The organism is Micromonospora sp. NPDC023956 (assembly GCF_040639195.1).
In the GTDB taxonomy this organism is placed as follows: domain Bacteria; phylum Actinomycetota; class Actinomycetes; order Mycobacteriales; family Micromonosporaceae; genus Micromonospora.
The window spans coordinates 659053-677816 of record NZ_JBEZZN010000002.1 but is presented as its reverse complement, the minus strand read 5'-3'; the positions used below and the strand labels follow the sequence as shown (position 1 = coordinate 677816).

General features: G+C 72.5%; 17 protein-coding genes. 12 read left to right on the top strand and 5 right to left on the bottom strand.

Annotation, left to right across the window (positions count from 1 at the left end; translation table 11 throughout):
• Window positions 1–114: 114 nt before the first annotated feature.
• Window positions 115–591 (bottom strand): methylated-DNA--[protein]-cysteine S-methyltransferase, encoded by a 477-nt coding sequence (locus AB0F58_RS05630; RefSeq protein WP_357138303.1) that lies wholly within the window; start codon window positions 589–591, stop codon window positions 115–117.
• Between the two features lie 163 nt (window positions 592–754).
• On the opposite strand from AB0F58_RS05630, the gene AB0F58_RS05625 reads away from it, so the two are divergent.
• The 3 genes from AB0F58_RS05625 to AB0F58_RS05615 all read left to right on the top strand — a co-directional run bounded on the left by AB0F58_RS05625 (window position 755) and on the right by AB0F58_RS05615 (window position 3305).
• A complete protein-coding gene (locus AB0F58_RS05625) occupies window positions 755–1276 on the top strand; it encodes a hypothetical protein (protein ID WP_357138300.1) in 522 nt (173 codons plus the stop codon).
• Between the two features lie 29 nt (window positions 1277–1305).
• Window positions 1306–2814 carry an SPFH domain-containing protein gene (locus AB0F58_RS05620; RefSeq protein WP_357138297.1) on the top strand — a complete coding sequence of 503 codons (1509 nt, stop codon included), beginning with the start codon at window positions 1306–1308 and terminating at the stop codon, window positions 2812–2814.
• 89 nt (window positions 2815–2903) lie between these two features.
• Window positions 2904–3305: a VOC family protein gene (locus tag AB0F58_RS05615; protein WP_357138296.1), complete on the top strand. Its 402-nt coding sequence runs from the start codon at window positions 2904–2906 to the stop codon at window positions 3303–3305.
• A gap of 73 nt (window positions 3306–3378) precedes the next feature.
• On the opposite strand, the gene AB0F58_RS05610 is transcribed toward AB0F58_RS05615, so the two are convergent.
• Both AB0F58_RS05610 and AB0F58_RS05605 read right to left on the bottom strand, forming a co-directional pair.
• A complete protein-coding gene (locus AB0F58_RS05610) occupies window positions 3379–4221 on the bottom strand; it encodes an alpha/beta fold hydrolase (protein WP_357138293.1) in 843 nt (280 codons plus the stop codon).
• Window positions 4221–5681 (bottom strand): CCA tRNA nucleotidyltransferase, encoded by a 1461-nt coding sequence (locus tag AB0F58_RS05605; protein ID WP_357138290.1) that lies wholly within the window; start codon window positions 5679–5681, stop codon window positions 4221–4223. Before AB0F58_RS05605 ends, AB0F58_RS05610 begins: the two co-directional genes overlap by 1 nt.
• Window positions 5682–5807: 126 nt before the next feature.
• On the opposite strand from AB0F58_RS05605, the gene murJ reads away from it, so the two are divergent.
• The 7 genes from murJ (at window position 5808) to AB0F58_RS05570 (ending at window position 14199) form a co-directional block, all read left to right on the top strand.
• Window positions 5808–7550, top strand: a complete 1743-nt coding sequence (gene murJ, locus AB0F58_RS05600; protein ID WP_357138287.1) for a murein biosynthesis integral membrane protein MurJ — start codon at window positions 5808–5810, stop codon at window positions 7548–7550.
• 429 nt (window positions 7551–7979) lie between these two features.
• Window positions 7980–9590: a protein kinase family protein gene (locus tag AB0F58_RS05595; RefSeq protein WP_357138285.1), complete on the top strand. Its 1611-nt coding sequence runs from the start codon at window positions 7980–7982 to the stop codon at window positions 9588–9590.
• A 46-nt stretch (window positions 9591–9636) separates the two neighbouring features.
• A complete protein-coding gene (gene sigM / locus AB0F58_RS05590) occupies window positions 9637–10410 on the top strand; it encodes an RNA polymerase sigma factor SigM (protein ID WP_357138282.1) in 774 nt (257 codons plus the stop codon).
• Complete coding sequence (locus AB0F58_RS05585; RefSeq protein WP_357138279.1) at window positions 10407–11357, top strand: hypothetical protein; 951 nt, start codon at window positions 10407–10409, stop codon at window positions 11355–11357. The genes sigM and AB0F58_RS05585 overlap by 4 nt, the downstream gene beginning before the upstream one ends.
• Window positions 11358–11537: 180 nt before the next feature.
• Complete coding sequence (gene trxB / locus AB0F58_RS05580; protein WP_357138276.1) at window positions 11538–12488, top strand: thioredoxin-disulfide reductase; 951 nt, start codon at window positions 11538–11540, stop codon at window positions 12486–12488.
• 33 nt (window positions 12489–12521) lie between these two features.
• Complete coding sequence (gene trxA, locus AB0F58_RS05575) at window positions 12522–12845, top strand: thioredoxin (protein WP_091454056.1); 324 nt, start codon at window positions 12522–12524, stop codon at window positions 12843–12845.
• A 187-nt stretch (window positions 12846–13032) separates the two neighbouring features.
• Window positions 13033–14199: an N-acetylmuramoyl-L-alanine amidase gene (locus AB0F58_RS05570; RefSeq protein ID WP_357138273.1), complete on the top strand. Its 1167-nt coding sequence runs from the start codon at window positions 13033–13035 to the stop codon at window positions 14197–14199.
• Between the two features lie 35 nt (window positions 14200–14234).
• Here the strand turns inward: AB0F58_RS05570 and AB0F58_RS05565 are convergent, their stop codons facing one another.
• Window positions 14235–14897: a GNAT family N-acetyltransferase gene (locus AB0F58_RS05565; protein WP_357138271.1), complete on the bottom strand. Its 663-nt coding sequence runs from the start codon at window positions 14895–14897 to the stop codon at window positions 14235–14237.
• Window positions 14898–15201: 304 nt separating this feature from the next.
• On the opposite strand from AB0F58_RS05565, the gene AB0F58_RS05560 reads away from it, so the two are divergent.
• Together AB0F58_RS05560 and AB0F58_RS05555 are read left to right on the top strand one after the other, a co-directional pair.
• Window positions 15202–16512 (top strand): PLP-dependent aminotransferase family protein, encoded by a 1311-nt coding sequence (locus AB0F58_RS05560; RefSeq protein ID WP_357138268.1) that lies wholly within the window; start codon window positions 15202–15204, stop codon window positions 16510–16512.
• A gap of 7 nt (window positions 16513–16519) precedes the next feature.
• Complete coding sequence (locus AB0F58_RS05555) at window positions 16520–17530, top strand: D-alanine--D-alanine ligase (protein WP_357138265.1); 1011 nt, start codon at window positions 16520–16522, stop codon at window positions 17528–17530.
• 38 nt (window positions 17531–17568) lie between these two features.
• Here AB0F58_RS05555 and AB0F58_RS05550 read toward each other — a convergent pair whose 3' ends face one another.
• Window positions 17569–18345 carry a hypothetical protein gene (locus AB0F58_RS05550; protein ID WP_357138263.1) on the bottom strand — a complete coding sequence of 259 codons (777 nt, stop codon included), beginning with the start codon at window positions 18343–18345 and terminating at the stop codon, window positions 17569–17571.
• Window positions 18346–18764: the final 419 nt, after the last annotated feature.

The following is an 18764-nucleotide window of genomic DNA, read 5'->3' as shown; positions in this document are numbered from 1 at the left end:
GGCGCTGCGAGCCCACGGGGGCCCGTAGCGCCCCGGTCGGCGCGTCGGGACAGGACCGCCGACTGCGGGGCGAGAAGCCGGTGTCCGCTGCCGGGGAGGGGCGGCCGACAGGCGTCAGGACCAGGCGCGTTGCAGTGCCACCCGGGCCTCCAGTTCCAGCAGGTGCACCTTGCGGGGCAGACCGCCACCGAAGCCGACCAGCTTGCCGCCCGCTCCGACGATCCGGTGGCACGGCACGATCACCGGGACCGGGTTCCGGTTGCAGGCCACCCCGACCGCACGGGCCGCGCCGGGGTCGCCGAGCACCTTGGCCACCGCGCCGTAGGTGACCGTCTCCCCGTACGGGATGCGGGTCATCTCCCGCCAGACCGCCCGCTCGAACTCCGAGCCCCGGCGCGCGGCCACCGGCACGCCGAACTCCACCAGCTCCCCCGCGAAGTACGCGTCCATCTCCGCGACCGCCCGCCGGGACAGCTCGTCGCGAGCCGGGCCGGCCGACTCCACCCGCCCGAAGTGCACGCCGCAGACCGCCGTGTCGTCCACGGCCACGGAAAGGTCCCCGATCGGGGTGTCCAGCACGGTCCAGCGCATGCCCCGATTGTCCCGCCCGCGAAGGCCGGCAGACCTCCGGCACCCCCGCGCCTCGCGAGGGGCCGGCCGTCCCCGCAACCCCTCGACGGAGGAAACCCCGCCATCGCCGGTGGTCAGCCGTCGTCCGACCGGTGGTTCCGGGCGGTTGCCCCGGGTAACTACCGTGCAGGTCGTGGCCACCGGAACGCTCGTCTTCCTCGTCATCGGCGCGGTGAGCGTCGTGGTGCTGGCGATCGCCCTGCTCGGCGGCGAGCTGCTGCACCTCGGTCACCCCGAGGTCGGCGGCCCGACATCCCTGGAGGTGGTCGCCGGTTTCACCGGCGCCCTCGGTTTCGGCGGGGCCATCGCCAACGAACTGATCGGCGGCGACAGCCCTGCCATGGTCGCCGGGGCGGCCGGCGTGGGCGCCCTGGCGGCCGTACCCGCCGCGTGGTTCGCCGCCCGGCTCGGCCGCGCCGCCCGGACCATGCCCACCGACCCCACCCCCACCCGCGACCATCTCGTCGGCGCGCTCGGCGTGGTCGTCACCCCGATCCCCACCACCGGGTACGGCGAGGTCCGGGTGCGCCTCGCCGGGCAGCCGGTGAAGCTCAACGCCCGCGCCGACCGGCCGCTGGCGGTCGGCGCCGAGGTCTTCGTGGTGGAGAGCCTCAGCGAGACCAGCGTGCACGTCGAGCCGTACTGAACCTTCCCGCAGAGAGACGGATCCCCTACATGCCACTCCTCATCGCCATCGGCGGAGCGGTACTGCTCCTCCTCGTCCTCGTCATGTTCGTGCTGTCCCGGATCAAGGTGGCCGGACCGAACGAGGCGTTCATCGTCACCGGCCGGAAGGGCCGCACCACCCAGACCGCCGACGGTGGCCGGCTGACCGACAACTCCGGACAGAAGGTCGTCCTCGGCGCGTCCGTCTTCGTCCTGCCCGTGGTGCAGAAGCTCCAGTCCCTCGACCTGTCCAGCCGGCGGATCGACGTCGGCATCAAGGGCGCGGTGAGCAAGCAGGGCATCCGCACCGACCTGCACGGCGTCGCCATCGTCAAGGTGGGTGGCACCGAGGACGCGATCCGCGCCGCTGCCCAGCGGTTCCTGCACCAGCAGGACGAGATCGAGGACTTCACCCGCGAGGTGCTGGCCGGCGCACTGCGCTCGATCGTCGGCCGACTCACCGTCGAGGAGGTGATCCGGGACCGGGCGGCCTTCGCCAGCGCGGTCGCCGAGGAGGCCGAGCACTCGATGACCAACCAGGGTCTGGTGCTAGACACCTTCCAGCTCCAGGACATCCTCGCCGAGGGGTCGTACCTTCAGGACCTGGGCCGGCCGGAGGCGGCGCGGGTGCTCAAGGACGCGGCCATCGCCGAGGCACGGGCCCGGCAGCAGGCCGAGCAGGAGCGGTTGCTCGCCGAGGAGGCGATCGCCGAGGCGAACCGGAACCTGTCGTTGAAGCAGGCCGGCATCCAGGCCGAGATCGACGCGGCGAAGGCGAAGTCGGCGGCGGCCGGTCCGCTCGCCCAGGCCGAGCGGGACCAGGCGATCCTGACCGAGCAGCAGAAGGTCGCCGAGCGCAACGCCGAGCTGAAGCAGCGCCAGCTCGACACCGAGGTCCGCAAGCCGGCCGACGCGGCCCGGTACAAGGTCGAGCAGGAGGCCGAGGCGGCGCGCAACGCGGCGGTGCTGGAGGCCGACGCGCGACGGCAGGCCACCATCGCCGCCGCCCAGGCGTCCGCCGAGCAGGCCCGGCTGACCGGTGAGGGTGAGCGGGCCCGCCGGGCCGCGCTGGCCGAGGCGAACGCGATCGAGGGCGCCAAGGAGGGCGAGGCCGAGCAGCGCCGCCGGAGCGCGATCGCCGAGGCGGTCGAGCGGGAGGGCCGCGCCGAGGCCGAGGCCATCCTGGCCAAGGGACAGGCCGAGGCCGAGGCGATGGCCCGCAAGGCCGAGGCGTTCGCCGCGTACGGCGAGGCGGCCGTGCTGGACCTGCTGGTCCGGGTGCTGCCGCAGGTGGTCGAGGCGGCCAGCGCCCCGATCGGCGCGATCGACAAGATGACCGTCATCTCCACCGACGGCGCGTCGTCACTGACGAAGTCGGTGGCGGGCAACGTGGCCCAGGGGCTCCAGCTCGGCACCGACCTGACCGGCATCGACCTGGCCGGCCTGCTCTCCCGGCTCGGCGCGGCCCGGACCGACGGGCCGGCCCCGGTGACGACCACGGCCGTCGAGACGAAGTAGCGGGGCACCGCGGCCGACGTCCACGCGTCCAAGGCCCCGCCCGCTTGTCGGGCGGGGCCTTGTCACATCCATCTGGTACCCATCGCAGCATGGACTCTGTCGTGTCGTTCCCGTCGCCCGCCGTGGTCAGCCTGCCGATCGCCGACCGCCGGGAGTCGTTCCGCTTCTACCGCGAGGCCCTCGGGTTGACGGCCGTCGGCGAACCGGCTTCGGACGGCGTCCCCGAGCCGTTGCAGTTCGTCGTCAACGAGGGCCTACGTCTCATGCTGGTGCCCAGCGGTGGCTTCGGCTGGGTGATCGGCCCCCACGAGGTTGCCCCCCGTGGGCAGAGCGAGTGCGTCCTCAGCCTGGGCCTCGCCTCGGCCGAGGCGGTCGACCGGGTCGTCGAGCGGCCCGGGGCGCGGGTGCCGAGATCGTCACCGAGCCCGCAGCGCAGCCCTGGGGATACACCGGCACCTTCGCCGACCCGGACGGGCACCTCTGGATGCTGACCGTTCCCCCCGCCGGCTGACCCCGACCACCTGCGGCCCGGCCGGGTCGTCACGCGCGTCGAGCAGAGCCGCGTCACGCCTCGACCAGTGACGAGAGCAGGGCCGCCGTCTCGGCCGGGCGGACCAGCACGGCGGCGTGGCTGACGTCGAGCGACCGGACGTCGAACCGGTTGTCCGGCGTCAGCGCGTCGGCCTCGGCGATGAACCGGTCCTGGAGGGCGAGCGGGAGCGACCGGTCGGCGGTGAGCCGTACGTAGGTGCGGGGGATCGTCCCCCAGCTGGCCGGGTCAACCCGCTCCTCGCCGGGGTCCAGACTCTCGTCCGGCTCCAGGGTGTTCAGGTAGCCGTGGAACTCGTCGTCCGTGCCGTCGGCCAGGCATGCCTTGCGGAGCGTGGCGAGCAGCGTCGGATCGGCGGTACGCCAGTTGAAGCGCAGCGCGCCGAGCTCCGCCGGGTCCGCGGCGATCAGGCCGGCGACGTCGTGCAGGGCACTCGACGCGTTCTCCGCCGAGGTCTGGTAGCCGGCGGGGGTGTCGTCCACGCAGCACCACGCCGAGATGTAGACCAGCCGGTCGACCAGCTCCGGCGCGGCGTTGCCGACCCCGGTCAGGGTGATCCCGCCACGGCTGTGCCCGACCAGGATCACCGGTCCGTGTGCGCGCACCCGCCGCAGCACCTCCAGCACGTGCGCCACGTTGTCCGCGTGGCCGATGCCGGCCATCGCGCTCGGCGTGGTCGCCAGCGCGGCGAGATCCTGCGGTGCCTGGTACGCCGCCGGGAACGTCGCGCCGAATCCGTGCCCGGGTAGGTCGACGGCGAGCGAGCGGTGGCCGTGCAGGGCCAGCTCGCGCTGCATGGGCGCCCAGGTGAACGAGTTGCTGCCGGCACCGTGGACGAAGACGAAGGTCGGTGCCATCAGTCGACGATGCCCTCGGCGCGGGCCCAGCGCAGCAGTTCCGCCTCGGCGGCGTCCCGGTCGAGCGGGCCCTTCTCCAGACGGACGTCCTTGAGGTGCTTCCAGGCCTGCCCGACGACCGGCCCCGGCGGTACGCCGAGCAGCTCCATGATCGCGTTACCGTCCAGGTCGGGGCGGACCCGGGCCAGGTCCTCGTCGGCGGCGATCCGCGCGATCCGCTCCTCCAGCGCGTCGTAGTCCGAGGCGAGCTGGGCGGCCTTGCGCCGGTTACGGGTGGTGCAGTCCGAGCGGGTGAGCTTGTGCAGCCGGGGCAACAGGTCACCGGCGTCGGTGACGTACCGGCGGACGGCCGAGTCGGTCCACTCCCCGCGGCCGTACCCGTAGAAGCGGAGGTGCAGGCCCACCAGCTTGGTGACCTGGACGGTGACGTCCTTCGGGTAGCGCATGGCCTTCATCCGGGCCTTGGTCAGCCGCGCACCGACCACCTCGTGATGGTGGAAGCTGACCCGACCGTCCGGGCCGACCGCCTTGGTGGCCGGCTTGCCCACGTCGTGCATGAGCGCGGCCATCCGGAGGACGAAGTCGGGACCGTCGTCCTCCAGCGCCACCGCGTTGCCGACCACGGTGAGCGTGTGCTCGTAGACGTCCTTGTGCTGGGCGTGCTCGTCGATCTCCAGCTTCAGTCCGGTCAGTTCGGGCAGGAACCGCTCGGCCAGCCCGGTGTCGACCAGCAGCCGCAGACCGGTGATCGGGTCGGCGCCGCAGAGCAGCTTGGTGAACTCGTCCCGGATCCGTTCGGCGGTGATCCGGTCCAGGTCTTCCGCCATCCGGCTCATCGCCACGCGGACGTCCGGGTGCACGGCGAAGCGGAGCTGCGCGGCGAACCGCGCCGCCCGCAGCATCCGCAGCGGGTCGTCACCGAAGGACTCGCGGGGCGTGCCCGGGGTACGGATCACCTTCGCGGCCAGGTCGTCCAGGCCGCCGTACGGATCGGTGAACCGGTGGTCCGGCAGGCTCACCGCCATCGCGTTGACGGTGAAGTCGCGCCGCTTCAGGTCGTCGGTCAGGTTCGTCCCGTACGCCACCACCGGGTTGCGGCTGACCTGGTCGTACGACTCGGCGCGGAAGGTGGTGATCTCCAGCCGGAGGCCGCCGCGCTGCGCGCCGATGGTGCCGAAGTCCCGTCCGGTCTCCCAGATCGACTCGGCCCAGCCCTTGAGCACCTTCAGCGTCTGGTCGGGGTGGGCGTCGGTGCAGAAGTCGAGATCCTCGCCGAGCCGTCCGAGCAGGGCGTCCCGTACCGAACCGCCCACCAGGTGCAGTTCGTGGCCGGCACGGGCGAACCGGCGGCCCAGTTCGTCGGCGACCGGGGAGACGCGGAGCAGTTCGGCGACGGCGTTGCGCTGCACGGCGGTGAGCTGGCGACGGTCGACGGCGTGGGGTACGGAGGCTTCGGACATCGGAGCGCCAGCCTAGCGGTCCGGGGGGTGTACTGGTCCGCCGGGCGCGGCCGGTATGGACGTTGACTAAAGTCGTGGTCGTGTGCGGGCCCGTGCCCGGCCATCTCGTACCCCTTGGGAGGCTCGATGAGCGGCGGGCTCTACCGCAGCGCGAACGCCGGCTGGGGGGACGAGCGCCGGTCGGACGGTGCCACCTACATCGCCGCAGAGCCGCTGAACCAGCCCGCGCTGGAGTCGACCGCGCCGCCGCCGGAACAGGTCGGCGAGACCAGCGCCGCGACGAACAGCGCGGTGATGGCGATCGGCAGCCTGGTCAGCCGGGGCACCGGCTTCCTGCGCACGCTGGCGCTGACCGCCGCGCTCGGCGGTGCGCTGGTCGGTGACGCGTACACCACCGCGCAGATCCTCCCCGGGATGGTCTACGAGTTCCTGCTCGGCGGCATCCTGACCAGCGTCCTGATCCCGGTGCTGGTCCGCCGCCGCAAGGCCGACGCCGACGGCGGCCAGGCGTACGCCCAGCGGCTGCTCACCCTGGCGGTGCTCGCGCTCGGGGTCGCCGTGCTGCTGGCGTTGCTCGGCGCTCCGGTGCTCACCGCGCTCTACGGCAGCGACCAGTCGAGCGACGGCTACCAGGGTCTGGTCACCGCGCTGTCGTACCTGATGCTGCCGATGATCTTTTTCACCGGCCTGAGCGCGTTGATCAGCGCGGTGCTCAACACCCGGGGGCACTTCGCCGCCCCGATGTGGGCCCCGATCCTGAACAACCTGGTGGTGATCACCACCGCCGGGCTCTACATCGCCATCTTCGGCGCGGAGATCATCAAGCCGGAGGAGATGACCACCGGCCGGGTCCTGCTGATCGGCGGCGGCACCCTGCTCGGTGTGGCGATCCAGTCGATCGGGCTGCTCCCGGCGCTGCGCAAGGTCGGCTTCCGGTGGAAGCTCCGCTTCGACTTCCGGGCCCTGGGCCTGGCCGAGCTGGGCCGGCTCGGCGGGTGGATGTTCTGCTACGTGGCGGTCAGCCAGATCGGCCTGATCGTGCTCTTCAACCTGCTCAACCGCGCCGGACGGGAGAACGCCGCCGGCCCGCTGATCTACAACAACGTCTTCCTGCTGCTGATGATGGCGCACGGGATCATCGCCGTGTCGATCATCACGGCGCTGATGCCCCGGATGAGCGCCGCCGCCGCCGACGGCCGGTACGCCGACCTCGCCGCCGACCTGTCCCGGGGCACCCGGACCGTCTCCGCGGTGCTCGCCCCGATCGCGGTCTGCTACGCGGTGCTGGCCACCCCGCTGTCGAACACCCTGTTCCGGTACGGCGCGTTCAGCGCGGCGAACGCCGAGTCCACCTCCCTGGTGCTGCTGGTCGCCGCCGTCGCGCTGGTCCCGTTCGCGGTCAGCCAACTCTTCACCTTCGCCTTCTACGCGCTGCCGGACACCCGGACCCCGGCCCTGATCAACATCCCGGTGGTGGCGCTACGGATCGGCGTGCAGATCGTGCTCTTCGCCGCGTTCTCGGCGAGCTTCGCCGCCGCCGGCATGATGATCGGCAACGCGGTGTCGTACCTGGCCGCCGCGATCGCCTCGGCCTGGCTGCTGCGACCCCGGGTCGGCCGGATCGGGCTCGGCGCCATCGTCCGCACCCTGGGCAAGGTCGCGGTCGCCGCCGCCGGGGCCGCGCTGGTCGGCTTCCTGGTGATCTGGCTGCTGCCGGGCGGCGACACGCCGAGCCGGCTGGCGGCCGTCGTCCAGCTTCTGATCGGCGGAGCGGTCATCGCCGGCACGTACCTCGGACTGGCCATGCTGCTGCGGATCGGCGAGATCACCGAGGTGGTCGCCATGGTCCGCCGCCGGCTCGGCCGGTGATCCGCAGAGCCGGTGGACGGTGCGTGACGGTGGATCACCACCCTGGGGACGCACCTGTGGATAACTCAGCGAGCCACCGCTCATCCACCGTTCAGCCCTGTGGATAACCGGCCGTACGGATGAGCATGACCGGCCGATCGGGGGGAACCCGTCGGCGGTCGACCCGGTCGCCGGGTTTCGGCGGGCCCCTCCGGTCAGCGTTTGCGGTCAGCCTCTAGATTGGCACGTACATGTGCCAGCAACGTGGCCGACAACGGTCGCAACCGGACACGCCACTCGTAACCGGCACCGGTGCGGCTACGGCGGCAAGATGACATGTCGGGGAGACACGCAACCCAGGTAAGGTCGCTCTCGACGGGTACGGCCGCCGGCGGCGCTCCGCGTCGACGACACGAGCCGGTTCCTTGACGAGGCAGAGCGGGAAGCCACATGCCCAGCAGTTCGGGTCCATCGATCGACACGATCACCGAGGGAGGACGGGTGACCCAGGTCGGCGAGGGTCAGGAGGCGGAGGAGAGCGCTCCGTCCGTCATGACCTTCGGTGCTCCCACGGTCGGTGAGATCCTTGCCGAACGGTACGAACTGGTCGAGCACATCAACGACGACAGTGCGGGTCGACAGGTCTGGCGCGGGGTCGACGTCATCCTGCGTCGTCCGGTCGCGGTCGTGCTGCGGCACCCCGGTGGCGACTCGGCCACCGAGATGCTCCAGGCGGCGGTCGCCGCCAGCCGGGTGATCCACCCCAACCTGGTCGGCGTCTACGACGCCATCGACGAGGCGGAGCGGGCGTACGTCGTCCGCGAATGGGTGGACGGCCGCTCACTGCGCGAACTGGCCGCCGACGGTCCGTTGGACCCGGCGCGGGCCACCAGCATCGGGCACTCCGTGGCCAGCGCCCTGGCCGCGGTGCACGCCACCGGCATGGTGCACGGCAACGTGCACCCGGGCACCGTCATGATCAGTGACGAGGGCCGGGTGGTCCTCGCCGACGCGCGGACCGACGGCGCGGACAGCCAGGAGAACGACATCCGGGCGGTCGGCGGCGTCCTCTACTTCGCGCTCACCGGGCACTGGCCGCACGGCGAGGCCCCGTTGCTCGGCGCCACCGCCGGGCACGGTCGGGCCGCCATCCCGGACGCCGTCCGGGACGCCAACGGCGTCCTCGCCGCCCCCCGGCAGATTCGCGCCGGTGTGCCGGCGTACCTCGACGACCTGACCATGGACCTGCTCGACCGGCAGATCACGCCGGCCTCGTCGGACGTGCTCGCCGCCGAGCTGAGCCGGCTGGAGGTGCCCGCCGACGAGCAGTACCTCGAACAGGCCGGCCCGCTCCGGTTCACCTCCGACGGCGAGGACGAGCGCACCCCGCTCTCCCCGGCCGGTGGCCGCAAGGTGGTGCTCGGCATCGCCGGCCTGCTCGTGGTCGCCCTGGTCGGCCTGCTCATCGGTGTCACCACCCTGGGCGGCGGCGATGACGACCCCGGCGGTCAGGCCGCAGGCCCGACCAGCCCGGCGGCCAGCGGCGACGCCCCCGCTCCCGCCCCGGCGGCCATCCGGACCCTGAAGCTCGGCCCCGACCAGGTACGCGTGATCGACCCGGACAGCAAGGCCCGGGACGAGTTCGACGGGATCCAGAAGGTCGTCGACGGCGACCAGGACGAGGCGTGGCAGACGGACAGCTACTACAACGCCAAGTTCAGCAACCTGAAGGCCGGCATGGGGATCCTGATCGACCTCAAGCAGCCGCAGACGGTGAAGTCGGTGCAAGCGTCGTTGTCCGACCGGGGTGCCACCGGGCAGCTCTTCGTCGGCACGGCCGACCAACCGTCCACCTCGGCCGGCGACGAGGCCCTCGTCAAGGCGTACAAGAGCAACCAGATCGGTCCGACGCTGACGAACCACGGCGCACAGATGGTCTTCGACGGCTTCGAGGCCGACCAGAAGTACCAGTACCTCCTCTTCTGGGTCACCGACCTGCCGGAGGTCGATGCCGGCAAGTTCAAGCTCATCGTCCAGGAGATCACGGTCCAGGTGCAGTGAACCGGCGGTCACGGCGATCCGACCACCCCGCGCACGGGACGTGGCGATGACCGGGCGTGGTCCGGACGCGGGTGGCGGGCCGGTCGGTCCGCCACCCCTGATCGCCGCCGACACCCCGGCCACCGACGTCGAACTGCTCTCCGCCCACGTCGCCGGGGACCGGGACGCCTTCACCGAGCTGTTCCGACGGCACCGTGACCGGCTCTGGGCGGTGGCGGTGCGCACCATCGGCGACCGGGAGGAGGCGGCCGACGCCCTCCAGGACGCCCTGCTCTCCGCACACCGCGCGGCGGCCCGCTTCCGGGGCGACGCGGCGGTCACCACCTGGCTGCACCGGATCGTGGTCAACGCCTGCCTGGACCGGATGCGGCGCCGGCAGGCGCACCCCACCGTGCCGCTGCCCGACGGCAACCGTTCCGACGACCCCACGGCCGTCGGTGGCGTCGAACCGGCCGCCCCCGCCCCGGACCACGACACCGCGCTGGTGGTCCGACAGGCACTCGGGCAGCTCCCCCCCGAGCAGCGGGCCGCCCTGGTTCTGGTCGACGTGCAGGGCTATCCGGTGGCCGAGGTGGCCCGCATCCTCGACGTGGCCGAGGGCACGGTGAAGAGCCGGTGCGCCCGGGGTCGGGCCCGGCTGGCCGTCCTGCTCGGGCATCTGCGGACCGGCACGGACGGGCCGACCGAGAGCGCCGGTGGCCCCCGGACGGGCCGGTCGAACGTGCCGGGCGTCACCAGTGGGAACCCACGAGCACCCGAGGGCGTCGGATCAGGGCCGGGGCGACCCCGGAAACCCACCGACCAGAGGGAGAACACGTGACGGCCGGCCGGTTCGGGGAGGTCGACCTCGACCTGCTCGCCGACTACGTCGGTGGCGCGCTGAACGGCACGCCCGACGAGCCCACGGTCGCCCGGCTGGTGGCGGAGGACCCGGCCTGGGCACGGGCGCACGACGAACTCGCCGCCGCGACGGCCCGGGTCGGCACCGCGCTGGCCGCCTGGGGCGCGTCGACGCCCGCCATGCCGGAGACGGTGGCGGAGCGCCTCACCGCCGTGCTCGCCGGCGCCGGCCCGGCAGCCCCGGCAACCGTGCCCGTCCAGGCGTCGCCGTCGACCGCCGTCCTCGACAGCGCCTCCGCCGGCGGATCGAGCCGGACGGTGGCCGTGGTCGGCGCGTCCCCCCGCCCCGACGGTCCGGGGCGAAACCGGCGCCGCTGGTCCCGGCGGACGGCCCCGGTGCTGGTCGCCGCAGCGGCGATGGTCGCGGTCGGCTTCGGTGTCACCCAGCTCGTGGTGGCCGGGGCCGGGCAGCGGGACGCGGGCTCGGCCCAGGAGAACGCGGCGGCGGGTGACGCTCCCCCCGGCGGGTTCCGGCTCACCACCGCCCCGACCCGCACCGGCACCAGCTACACCCCGGACACCGTCGGTAAGACCTCCGTCGGACCGGGATTGCTCTCCACCGACGGCGCCAGCCCGACGGGCCAGCGCGACCCCGAGTCGGAACCGCGTCGCTCGGCAACCGACACCGGCCTCGACCGGCTCACCGCCCGAGCCGCGCTCGACACCTGCCTCACTGCGGTCGGCGCGGCACACGGCCGAGGGCGGATCACCGTGGACCGCGTCGAGTACGCCGCGTTCCAGGGCGCACCCGCGCTGGTGGTCGGCTTGCTGGACGCCGGGGGTGAGCGCTGGGTCGTGGTGACCGGACCGGAGTGCGGGGTGCCGGGATCCGGCGCCGACACCCGGTACCGGGCGCGGGTAGGGTGAGGTCGCGGTCAGCGGACACCCGACCCTCCACGTGACATCACCCACCGGAGCACCGGGCCGGGAATCCCCACTTCGTACGATGACGTTCTGGATGTCAGTCGCCGACGATGCCAGGCGTCGGTACTCGGATCGACATCGGTGCGCGCGCCGGTGCCGAACACACACACTCGGGAGACGGCAGTGGACGAGGTCCGCAACCTGATCATCATCGGCTCAGGGCCCACCGGATACACGGCGGCGGTCTACGCGGCGCGCGCGAACCTCAAGCCGTTGGTCATCGAGGGCGTGCAGTCCGGCGGCGCGCTGATGACGACCACCGAGGTGGAGAACTTCCCCGGGTTCGCCGACGGCATCCTCGGTCCCGAGCTGATGGACAACATGCGCAAGCAGGCCGAGCGGTTCGGTGCGGAGTTCCTCACCGACGACGTGACCCGGGTGGAGCTGGTCGACACCGGCACGCCGGGTTCCGGGGCGACGAGCACCGTCTGGGTCGGCGAGACCGCGTACCGCGCCCGCGCCGTCATCCTGGCCACCGGTTCGGCGTGGCGTCCGCTCGGTGTCCCCGGCGAGCAGGAGTACCTCGGTCACGGCGTGTCGTCCTGCGCCACCTGTGACGGCTTCTTCTTCCGCAACCAGCACATCGTGGTGGTCGGCGGCGGCGACTCCGCGATGGAGGAGGCGAGCTTCCTCACCCGGTTCGCCGAGTCGGTCACCATCGTGCACCGGCGCGACTCGTTCCGGGCCAGCAAGATCATGGCCGAGCGGGCACTGACCAACGAGAAGATCAAGGTCGAGTGGAACACCACCGTCGAGGAGATCCTCGGCGCGGACAACAAGGTGACCGGTGTGCGGTTGCGTAACGTGCACACCGGCGAGGCGAAGGTGCTCGACGTCACCGGCGTGTTCATCGCGATCGGGCACGACCCGCGCAGTGAACTCTTCCGGGGTCAGGTCGACCTCGACGACGAGGGTTACGTCAAGGTCGAGGCACCGAGCACCCGCACCAACATCCCCGGTGTCTTCGCCGCCGGCGACCTGGTCGACCACACGTACCGCCAGGCGATCACCGCCGCCGGCACCGGCTGTGCCGCCGCGCTCGACGCCGAGCGGTTCATCGCCACCCTGAGCTGACAAGCCCGTAGACAGTCCCGGAGGAGGGTCATAGTGGGAACAACGACGGCGGTCACCGACGCCAACTTCGCCACTGACGTACTGAAGTCCGACAAGCCGGTGCTGGTGGACTTCTGGGCGGAGTGGTGCGTGCCGTGCCGCAAGGTCGCGCCGCTGCTGGAGGAGATCGCCAACGAGATGGGCGACCAGGTCCGGATCGTCAAGCTCAACATCGACGAGAACCCGGAGACCGCTCGGGCCTACCGGGTCATGTCGGTGCCGACCCTCACCGTGTTCAAGAACGGCGAGCCGGTGCAGTCGATCGCCGGTGCCAAGCCCAAGGGCGAACTGGTCAAGCTGATCCAGGCCGCGCTCTGACCGACGCACTCCGGAGCCCCGTACCCGTCCCGGGTGCGGGGCTCCGGCCTTCCCCGGGCTGCTTCGGGCAACCGGGAACACGGCGTCGCCGGCCACGGTACGCTCCGTAAGCGTCCTCGACGACGAGAGCCCCTCCGTACGACCGCGGTGGGTGGCGAGTGGTCAGCAGCCGCTAAGGGGGTCGTCCGTGCGTCCGATCCGCCCCGGTGACCGGGGACCCGCCGTACGTGAGATCCGCCGGGTCCTGACCGACCTCGACCTTCTGCCCCCCGCGCAGGAACCGGTCGTCAACGCGTTCGACGCGGCCACCGAACGGGCCGTCCGGGCGTTCCAGCAGTCCCGTGGGCTGAGCGTCGACGGGCGGGTCGGGGCGGAGACCTGGCGGGCGCTGGACGCGGCCCGCTGGCGGCTCGGCGCCCGTACCCTCTACCACTCCGTGCCCGAGCCGATCACCGGCGAGGACGTGCGGTCGTTGCAGGAACGCCTCCTGGAGATGGGGTACGACAGCGGTCGCGCCGACGCCGTCTACGGCGCGCGCACCGCCCGCGCGCTCGCCCAGTTCCAGCGGGAGGTCGGGCTGACCCCGGACGGTTCCTGCGGCCCGCACACGCTGGACGCGCTGCGCCGGCTCGGTCGCAAGGTGGTCGGTGGCCGTCCGCAGTGGCTGCGCGAGTCCGACGCGATCCGCCAGTCCGGGCCGACGCTGGTCGGCCGGACGGTGGTCATCGACCCCGGCCACGGCGGCACCGACCCCGGTGCGGTGGTGCACGACGGGCCGCTGCGCTGGACCGAGGCGGACCTGGTGCACGACCTGGCCAGCCGACTGGAGGGGCGGCTCGCCGCAGCGGGCGTACGGGTGCAGCTCACCCGGGGACCGTCGCCGGGCCGGTGCCTGCCGGACACCGACCGGGCCGAACTGGCGAACTCCCTCGGCGCGGACGTGTTCATCTCCCTGCACACCGACGAGCACCACAACCCGGATGCCGAGGGGGTGGCCACCTACCACTACGGGACGGACAACGGCGTCACCTCGGCGACCGGCGAACGGCTGGCCGGGCTGGTGCAACGGGAGATCGTCGCCCGGACCGGGCTACGGGACTGCCGTACCCACGCCAAGTCCTGGGATCTGCTCCGGCTGACCCGGATGCCGGCGGTCCGGGTCGAGGTCGGCTACCTCAGCTCGCCCGCTGACCGTCACCGGCTGGTCGACCCCCGCTTCCGCGACCGGGTCGTCGAGGCGATCGTCGCCGCGGTGCAGCGGATGTACTTCCCGGTCGAACGGGACGTACCGACCGGCTCGATCGACGTCAGCGAACTGCGCGCCGTGGTGGCCGCCGGGCGCACGCCGGAGTGACCCGGCAACCGGCCGCGGCGGGCCCTCCCGGAGCGTCAGCCGGCGGTGGTGCTGGTGGCCGGGCGGACCGGCCGGAGCAGGGTCTCCGGGCTCATCGAGCCGAGCAGCTTCTCCAGGGCGTACTCGACGTCGGACTTCCAGGAGAGCGCGGTGCGCAGTTCCAGCCGCAGGCGCGGATAGCGGGGGTGCGGGCGGACCGTCTTGAAGCCGACGGAGAGGAAGTAGTCGGCGGGCGCGACGCAGCCGCCGGAGGTCAGGTCGTCGACGTCGCCGAACTTCGCGTCCCCGAACGCCTCGATCGCCTTGATGCCACGCTTGGTGAGGTCCCGGGCGACCCCCTGGAGCAGCATCCGGCCGAGTCCGCCCCCGGCGAACGCCGGGACCACGTGCGCGGTCATCAGCAGCGCGGCGTCGGCGGAGACCGGCGAGGTGGGGAAGGCCATCGAGCGGGGCACGTACGCGGGTGGGGCGAACATCGCGAACCCGGCCGGCATACCGTCGACGTAGACGAGCTTGCCGCAGGAACCCCACTCCAGCAGTGTCTGCGAGACCCACGCCTCCTTCTCCAGCCCCGGGTCGCCGGCGGCACAGGCACGGTCGGCGGAGACCGGGTCCAGCTCCCAGAAGACGCACTCCCGGCACGGTCGGGGCAGGTCTTCCAGGGTGTCGAGGGTCAGGCTGACCAGACGTCGCGACATTGGCGCATCCCCACAATAGGCTTGGCGGTAACGACGCCGCCGCATTTGTCCCCGACGAGCGATCGTACGCCGCAACCCGCCGTGGTGGGAGGGGACGCGCGAACACCACCGGGGAGAGGCTCGTCGGCCGGGTCCGGGATGTGGACGTGTCCTCACGTTCCATCCCCGTCCCGACCAGCACGGACTAGGATCGACCAACCGGTGTCCCGTGTCGCCACGGGCCGTCCGGCGGGGACAGGGGCGTCGCCGCGGCGGTCCGCAGCGTGGGCGGGAGCCACCCGAGGGAAGCCGATGGGGTGATGTCATGACCGGCACGACGCTCGACGACTACACCGACCGGTACGCACGGCGCGTGCGCGGCATGACCGCGTCGGAGATCCGCGCGCTCTTCGCCGTCGCCAGCCGCCCGGAGGTGGTGTCGCTCGCCGGGGGCGCGCCCTACATCGCCGCGTTGCCGCTGGACGCGGTGGGCGAGATGCTCGGCCGGCTCGGCGCCGAACACGGGACCACCACCCTCCAGTACGGCATCGGCCAGGGCCTGCCGGAGCTGCGCGAGCGGATCTGCGAGGTGATGGCCCTCTCCGGCATCGACGCCTCGTGCGGCGCGTCCCCGGAGGACGTGGTGGTGACCGTCGGCGGGCAACAGGCCCTCGACCTGGTCGCCCGGCTCTTCCTCGACCCCGGCGACGTGGTGCTCGCCGAGGGACCCACCTACGTCGGCGCGCTCGGGGTCTTCCAGTCCGCCCAGGCCCAGGTGGTGCACGTCCCGATGGACGACGACGGCCTGATCCCGGAGGCGCTGGAGGCGGCCGTCGCCGACTGCGCCCGCGCCGGACGGCGGGTCAAGTTCCTCTACACCATCCCCACCTACCAGAACCCGGCCGGCGTGACGCTCAGCGAAGAGCGGCGGGAACGGGTCCTCGACATCTGCGAGCGGGCCGGTCTCCTGGTGGTCGAGGACGACCCGTACGGGCAGCTCGGCTTCGAGTCGGAGGCCCCCCGCCCGCTGCGCGCCCGCCGCCGCGACGGCGTCTTCTACCTCAGCACCTTCTCGAAGACCTTCGCCCCCGGACTGCGGGTCGGCTGGATTCTCGCCCCCCACGCGGTCCGCGACAAGCTGGTCATCGCCAGCGAGGCGCAGATTCTCTGCCCCAGCGGGTACGCCCAGGCCGCCGTCTCCAGCTACCTGGGCACGATGCCCTGGCGGGAGCAGCTGAAGGTCTACCAGGAGGTCTACCGGGAACGGCGGGACGCGATGCTCGACGCCCTGGCCGACCTGATGCCCGACGGCACCACCTGGACCCGGCCGGCCGGCGGCCTCTTCGTCTGGGCGACCCTGCCCGAGGGGCTCGACTCCAAGGCGATGATGCCGAGGGCGATCGCCGCCCGGGTGGCGTACGTGCCCGGCACCGGCTTCTACGCCGACGGCTCCGGCGCGGGCCACATGCGGCTGAACTTCTCGTTCCCCGCCCCGGAGCGGATCCGGGAGGGCGTCCGGCGGCTGGCCGGCGTCATGGAGCAGGACATCGCCATGCGGCGGGTCTTCGGCCAGGTCGGCCAGCAGGGACGACGTGGACAGGCCGGTGCGGACGCGCCCGGACCCGACTTGGCATGATCTCGACATGTCTGCCAGCCTGACCGACCACTCCGGCTCCGCCAGCTCCCCGTCGCCCGCCCCGGCCGCCGGGGAGCTGCGGGTCCTCGTCCTCGCCGGAGGCCTGTCGTACGAACGCGAGGTCTCGCTGAAGTCCGGCCGCCGGGTGCTCGACGCGCTCCGCGCAGCCGGCGTGGAGGCGGACCTCCGGGACGCTGACGTCGCGCTGCTGCCCGCGCTGACGGCCGACCCGCCGGACGCGGTGGTGATCGCTCTGCACGGTGCGACCGGTGAGGACGGCTCGCTCCGCGGTGTGCTGGACCTCTGCGGGGTCCCGTACGTCGGCTGCGACGCCCGCTCCGCGCGCCTGGCCTGGGACAAACCCTCTGCCAAGACGGTGCTCCGCGAGGCGGGCATCCCCACTCCCGACTGGGTTGCCCTGCCGCACGACCGGTTCTCGGAACTGGGCGCGGTGGCCGTGCTGGACCGGATCGTCGACCGGATCGGTCTGCCGGTCATGGTGAAGCCGGCGCAGGGCGGTTCCGGGCTGGGTGCCGCCGTCGTCCGGGACGCCGCCGCGCTGCCCGCCGCGATGGTCGGCTGCTTCGCGTACGGCTCGACCGCGCTGGTGGAGCGGTACGTCCCCGGAATGGACGTGGCGGTGACCGTGATCGACCTCGGGGACGGCCCCCGACCCCTGCCGGCGGTGGAGATTGTGCCCCGCAACGGCGTGTACGACTACGCGGCCCGGTACACCGCCGGCCGGACCACCTGGCACGCCCCGGCGCGGCTGGCGGACGGGACGGCGGCCCGGGTGGCCGAGGTGGCCATCGCCGCGCACACCGCACTCGGGTTACGCGACCTCTCCCGGGTCGACCTCATCGTGGACGACGCCGGAGAGCCGCACGTGCTGGAGGTCAACGTCTCGCCGGGCATGACCGAGACGTCATTGCTGCCGCTGGCGGTCCAGGCCGCCGGGCTCGACTTCGGACGCGCGCTGGAGTCGCTGGTGGTGCAGGCCGCCACCCGCCGTCCGTAGCGCCCCACCGACGTGATCGCCTCCCGGACCCCGAGTGGTCAGGGGGTTGCTTCCGACCGTTCCGTCTCCTGGCCGTCGGGCCGGCCCTCCCCGGCAGGCTGGTCCGGGTCGGTCCGCGGAGCGGGAATCCGGGCGACCGCGTCATCGGTTTCCCCGGCCGCCTCGATCACCGAGCCGGCGTCGCTCTCCGCCGGGGCCTTCTCCTCGCGGTAGGAGTCGCTGAAGCTCGCCGGCGCCTGCCACTGGATGCGGGACGGCTCGGCCAGCGGCCGTCCGCCGAACTCACCGAGCCAGGCCGCCACCAGGGCCAGGTTCTCCCGCCACTGTTCCTCGGAGATCGGCGGAAGAATCGAGTCCCACAGCGAGAGGAACGTACCGCGCAGTTGCAGCCGGCCGTACGGGCGGGCCAGGAACCAGAGGTGCAGGTGCGAGGAGCCGTCACCCCACCGGTTGACGTGCACCCGGGCCACCCCGTCCAGCGACCGGATCGCCCGCTCCAGGCGCACCGTCATCACGCCCAACTCGGCCGCGAGCAGGTTCGGCAGATCCCCCAGGTCGAGGTGGGAGCGGGACTCCAGGATCAGCACCATCGGCAGACCCGTCGGTCGGTCCATCGCCCGGACCCGCCAGCGTTCTCCCACCCAGATGTACGCCTCGTCCGGCGCCACGCACGCGGTGCACTCCCGATCCGCCTCGCCCTTGCGAGGGGGCTCGACCGGAACCGGATCGTCGAGCTGCTTGATGCGGAGGTCGCCCTCGAAGGGGAAGGAGGGCCATTGGGTGAAGTCCGGGACAGCGGGAGGGGTGTGGGGCACGAGGCTGACCCTAACCGAAGTCCGTGAGCCCTGTCCGCACCCGAATGCGTGGCCCTGTCGACACTCGTCGTCAGGACCCCGAACGTCGATCATCGACTCGCGGCCGGCGCCCGACCGGACCCGGCGGCCGGCGCTCCGCTGGTCGCCCTGACGCCTACTTCCCGGCAATCGAGGCGCACATCACACCCTTCATCCACAGGCTCCGACGTGGTTTCACGCGCTGTTTCACGTGAAACGAGCCTCCCTGTGGATAACTCCTGTGGATAACTATCGACCGCCGATGGGGCTGTGGACAACGGCCACTCTCACTCCGGACCGACGGCCCGGCGCTCTCCTCCGGTTCCCGAAGTCAGCCGACTTCTGCGGCCCGGCAGGACTCCGATGGCACCGCCTCCGCCGTCCGGGGTTTCACGTGAAAC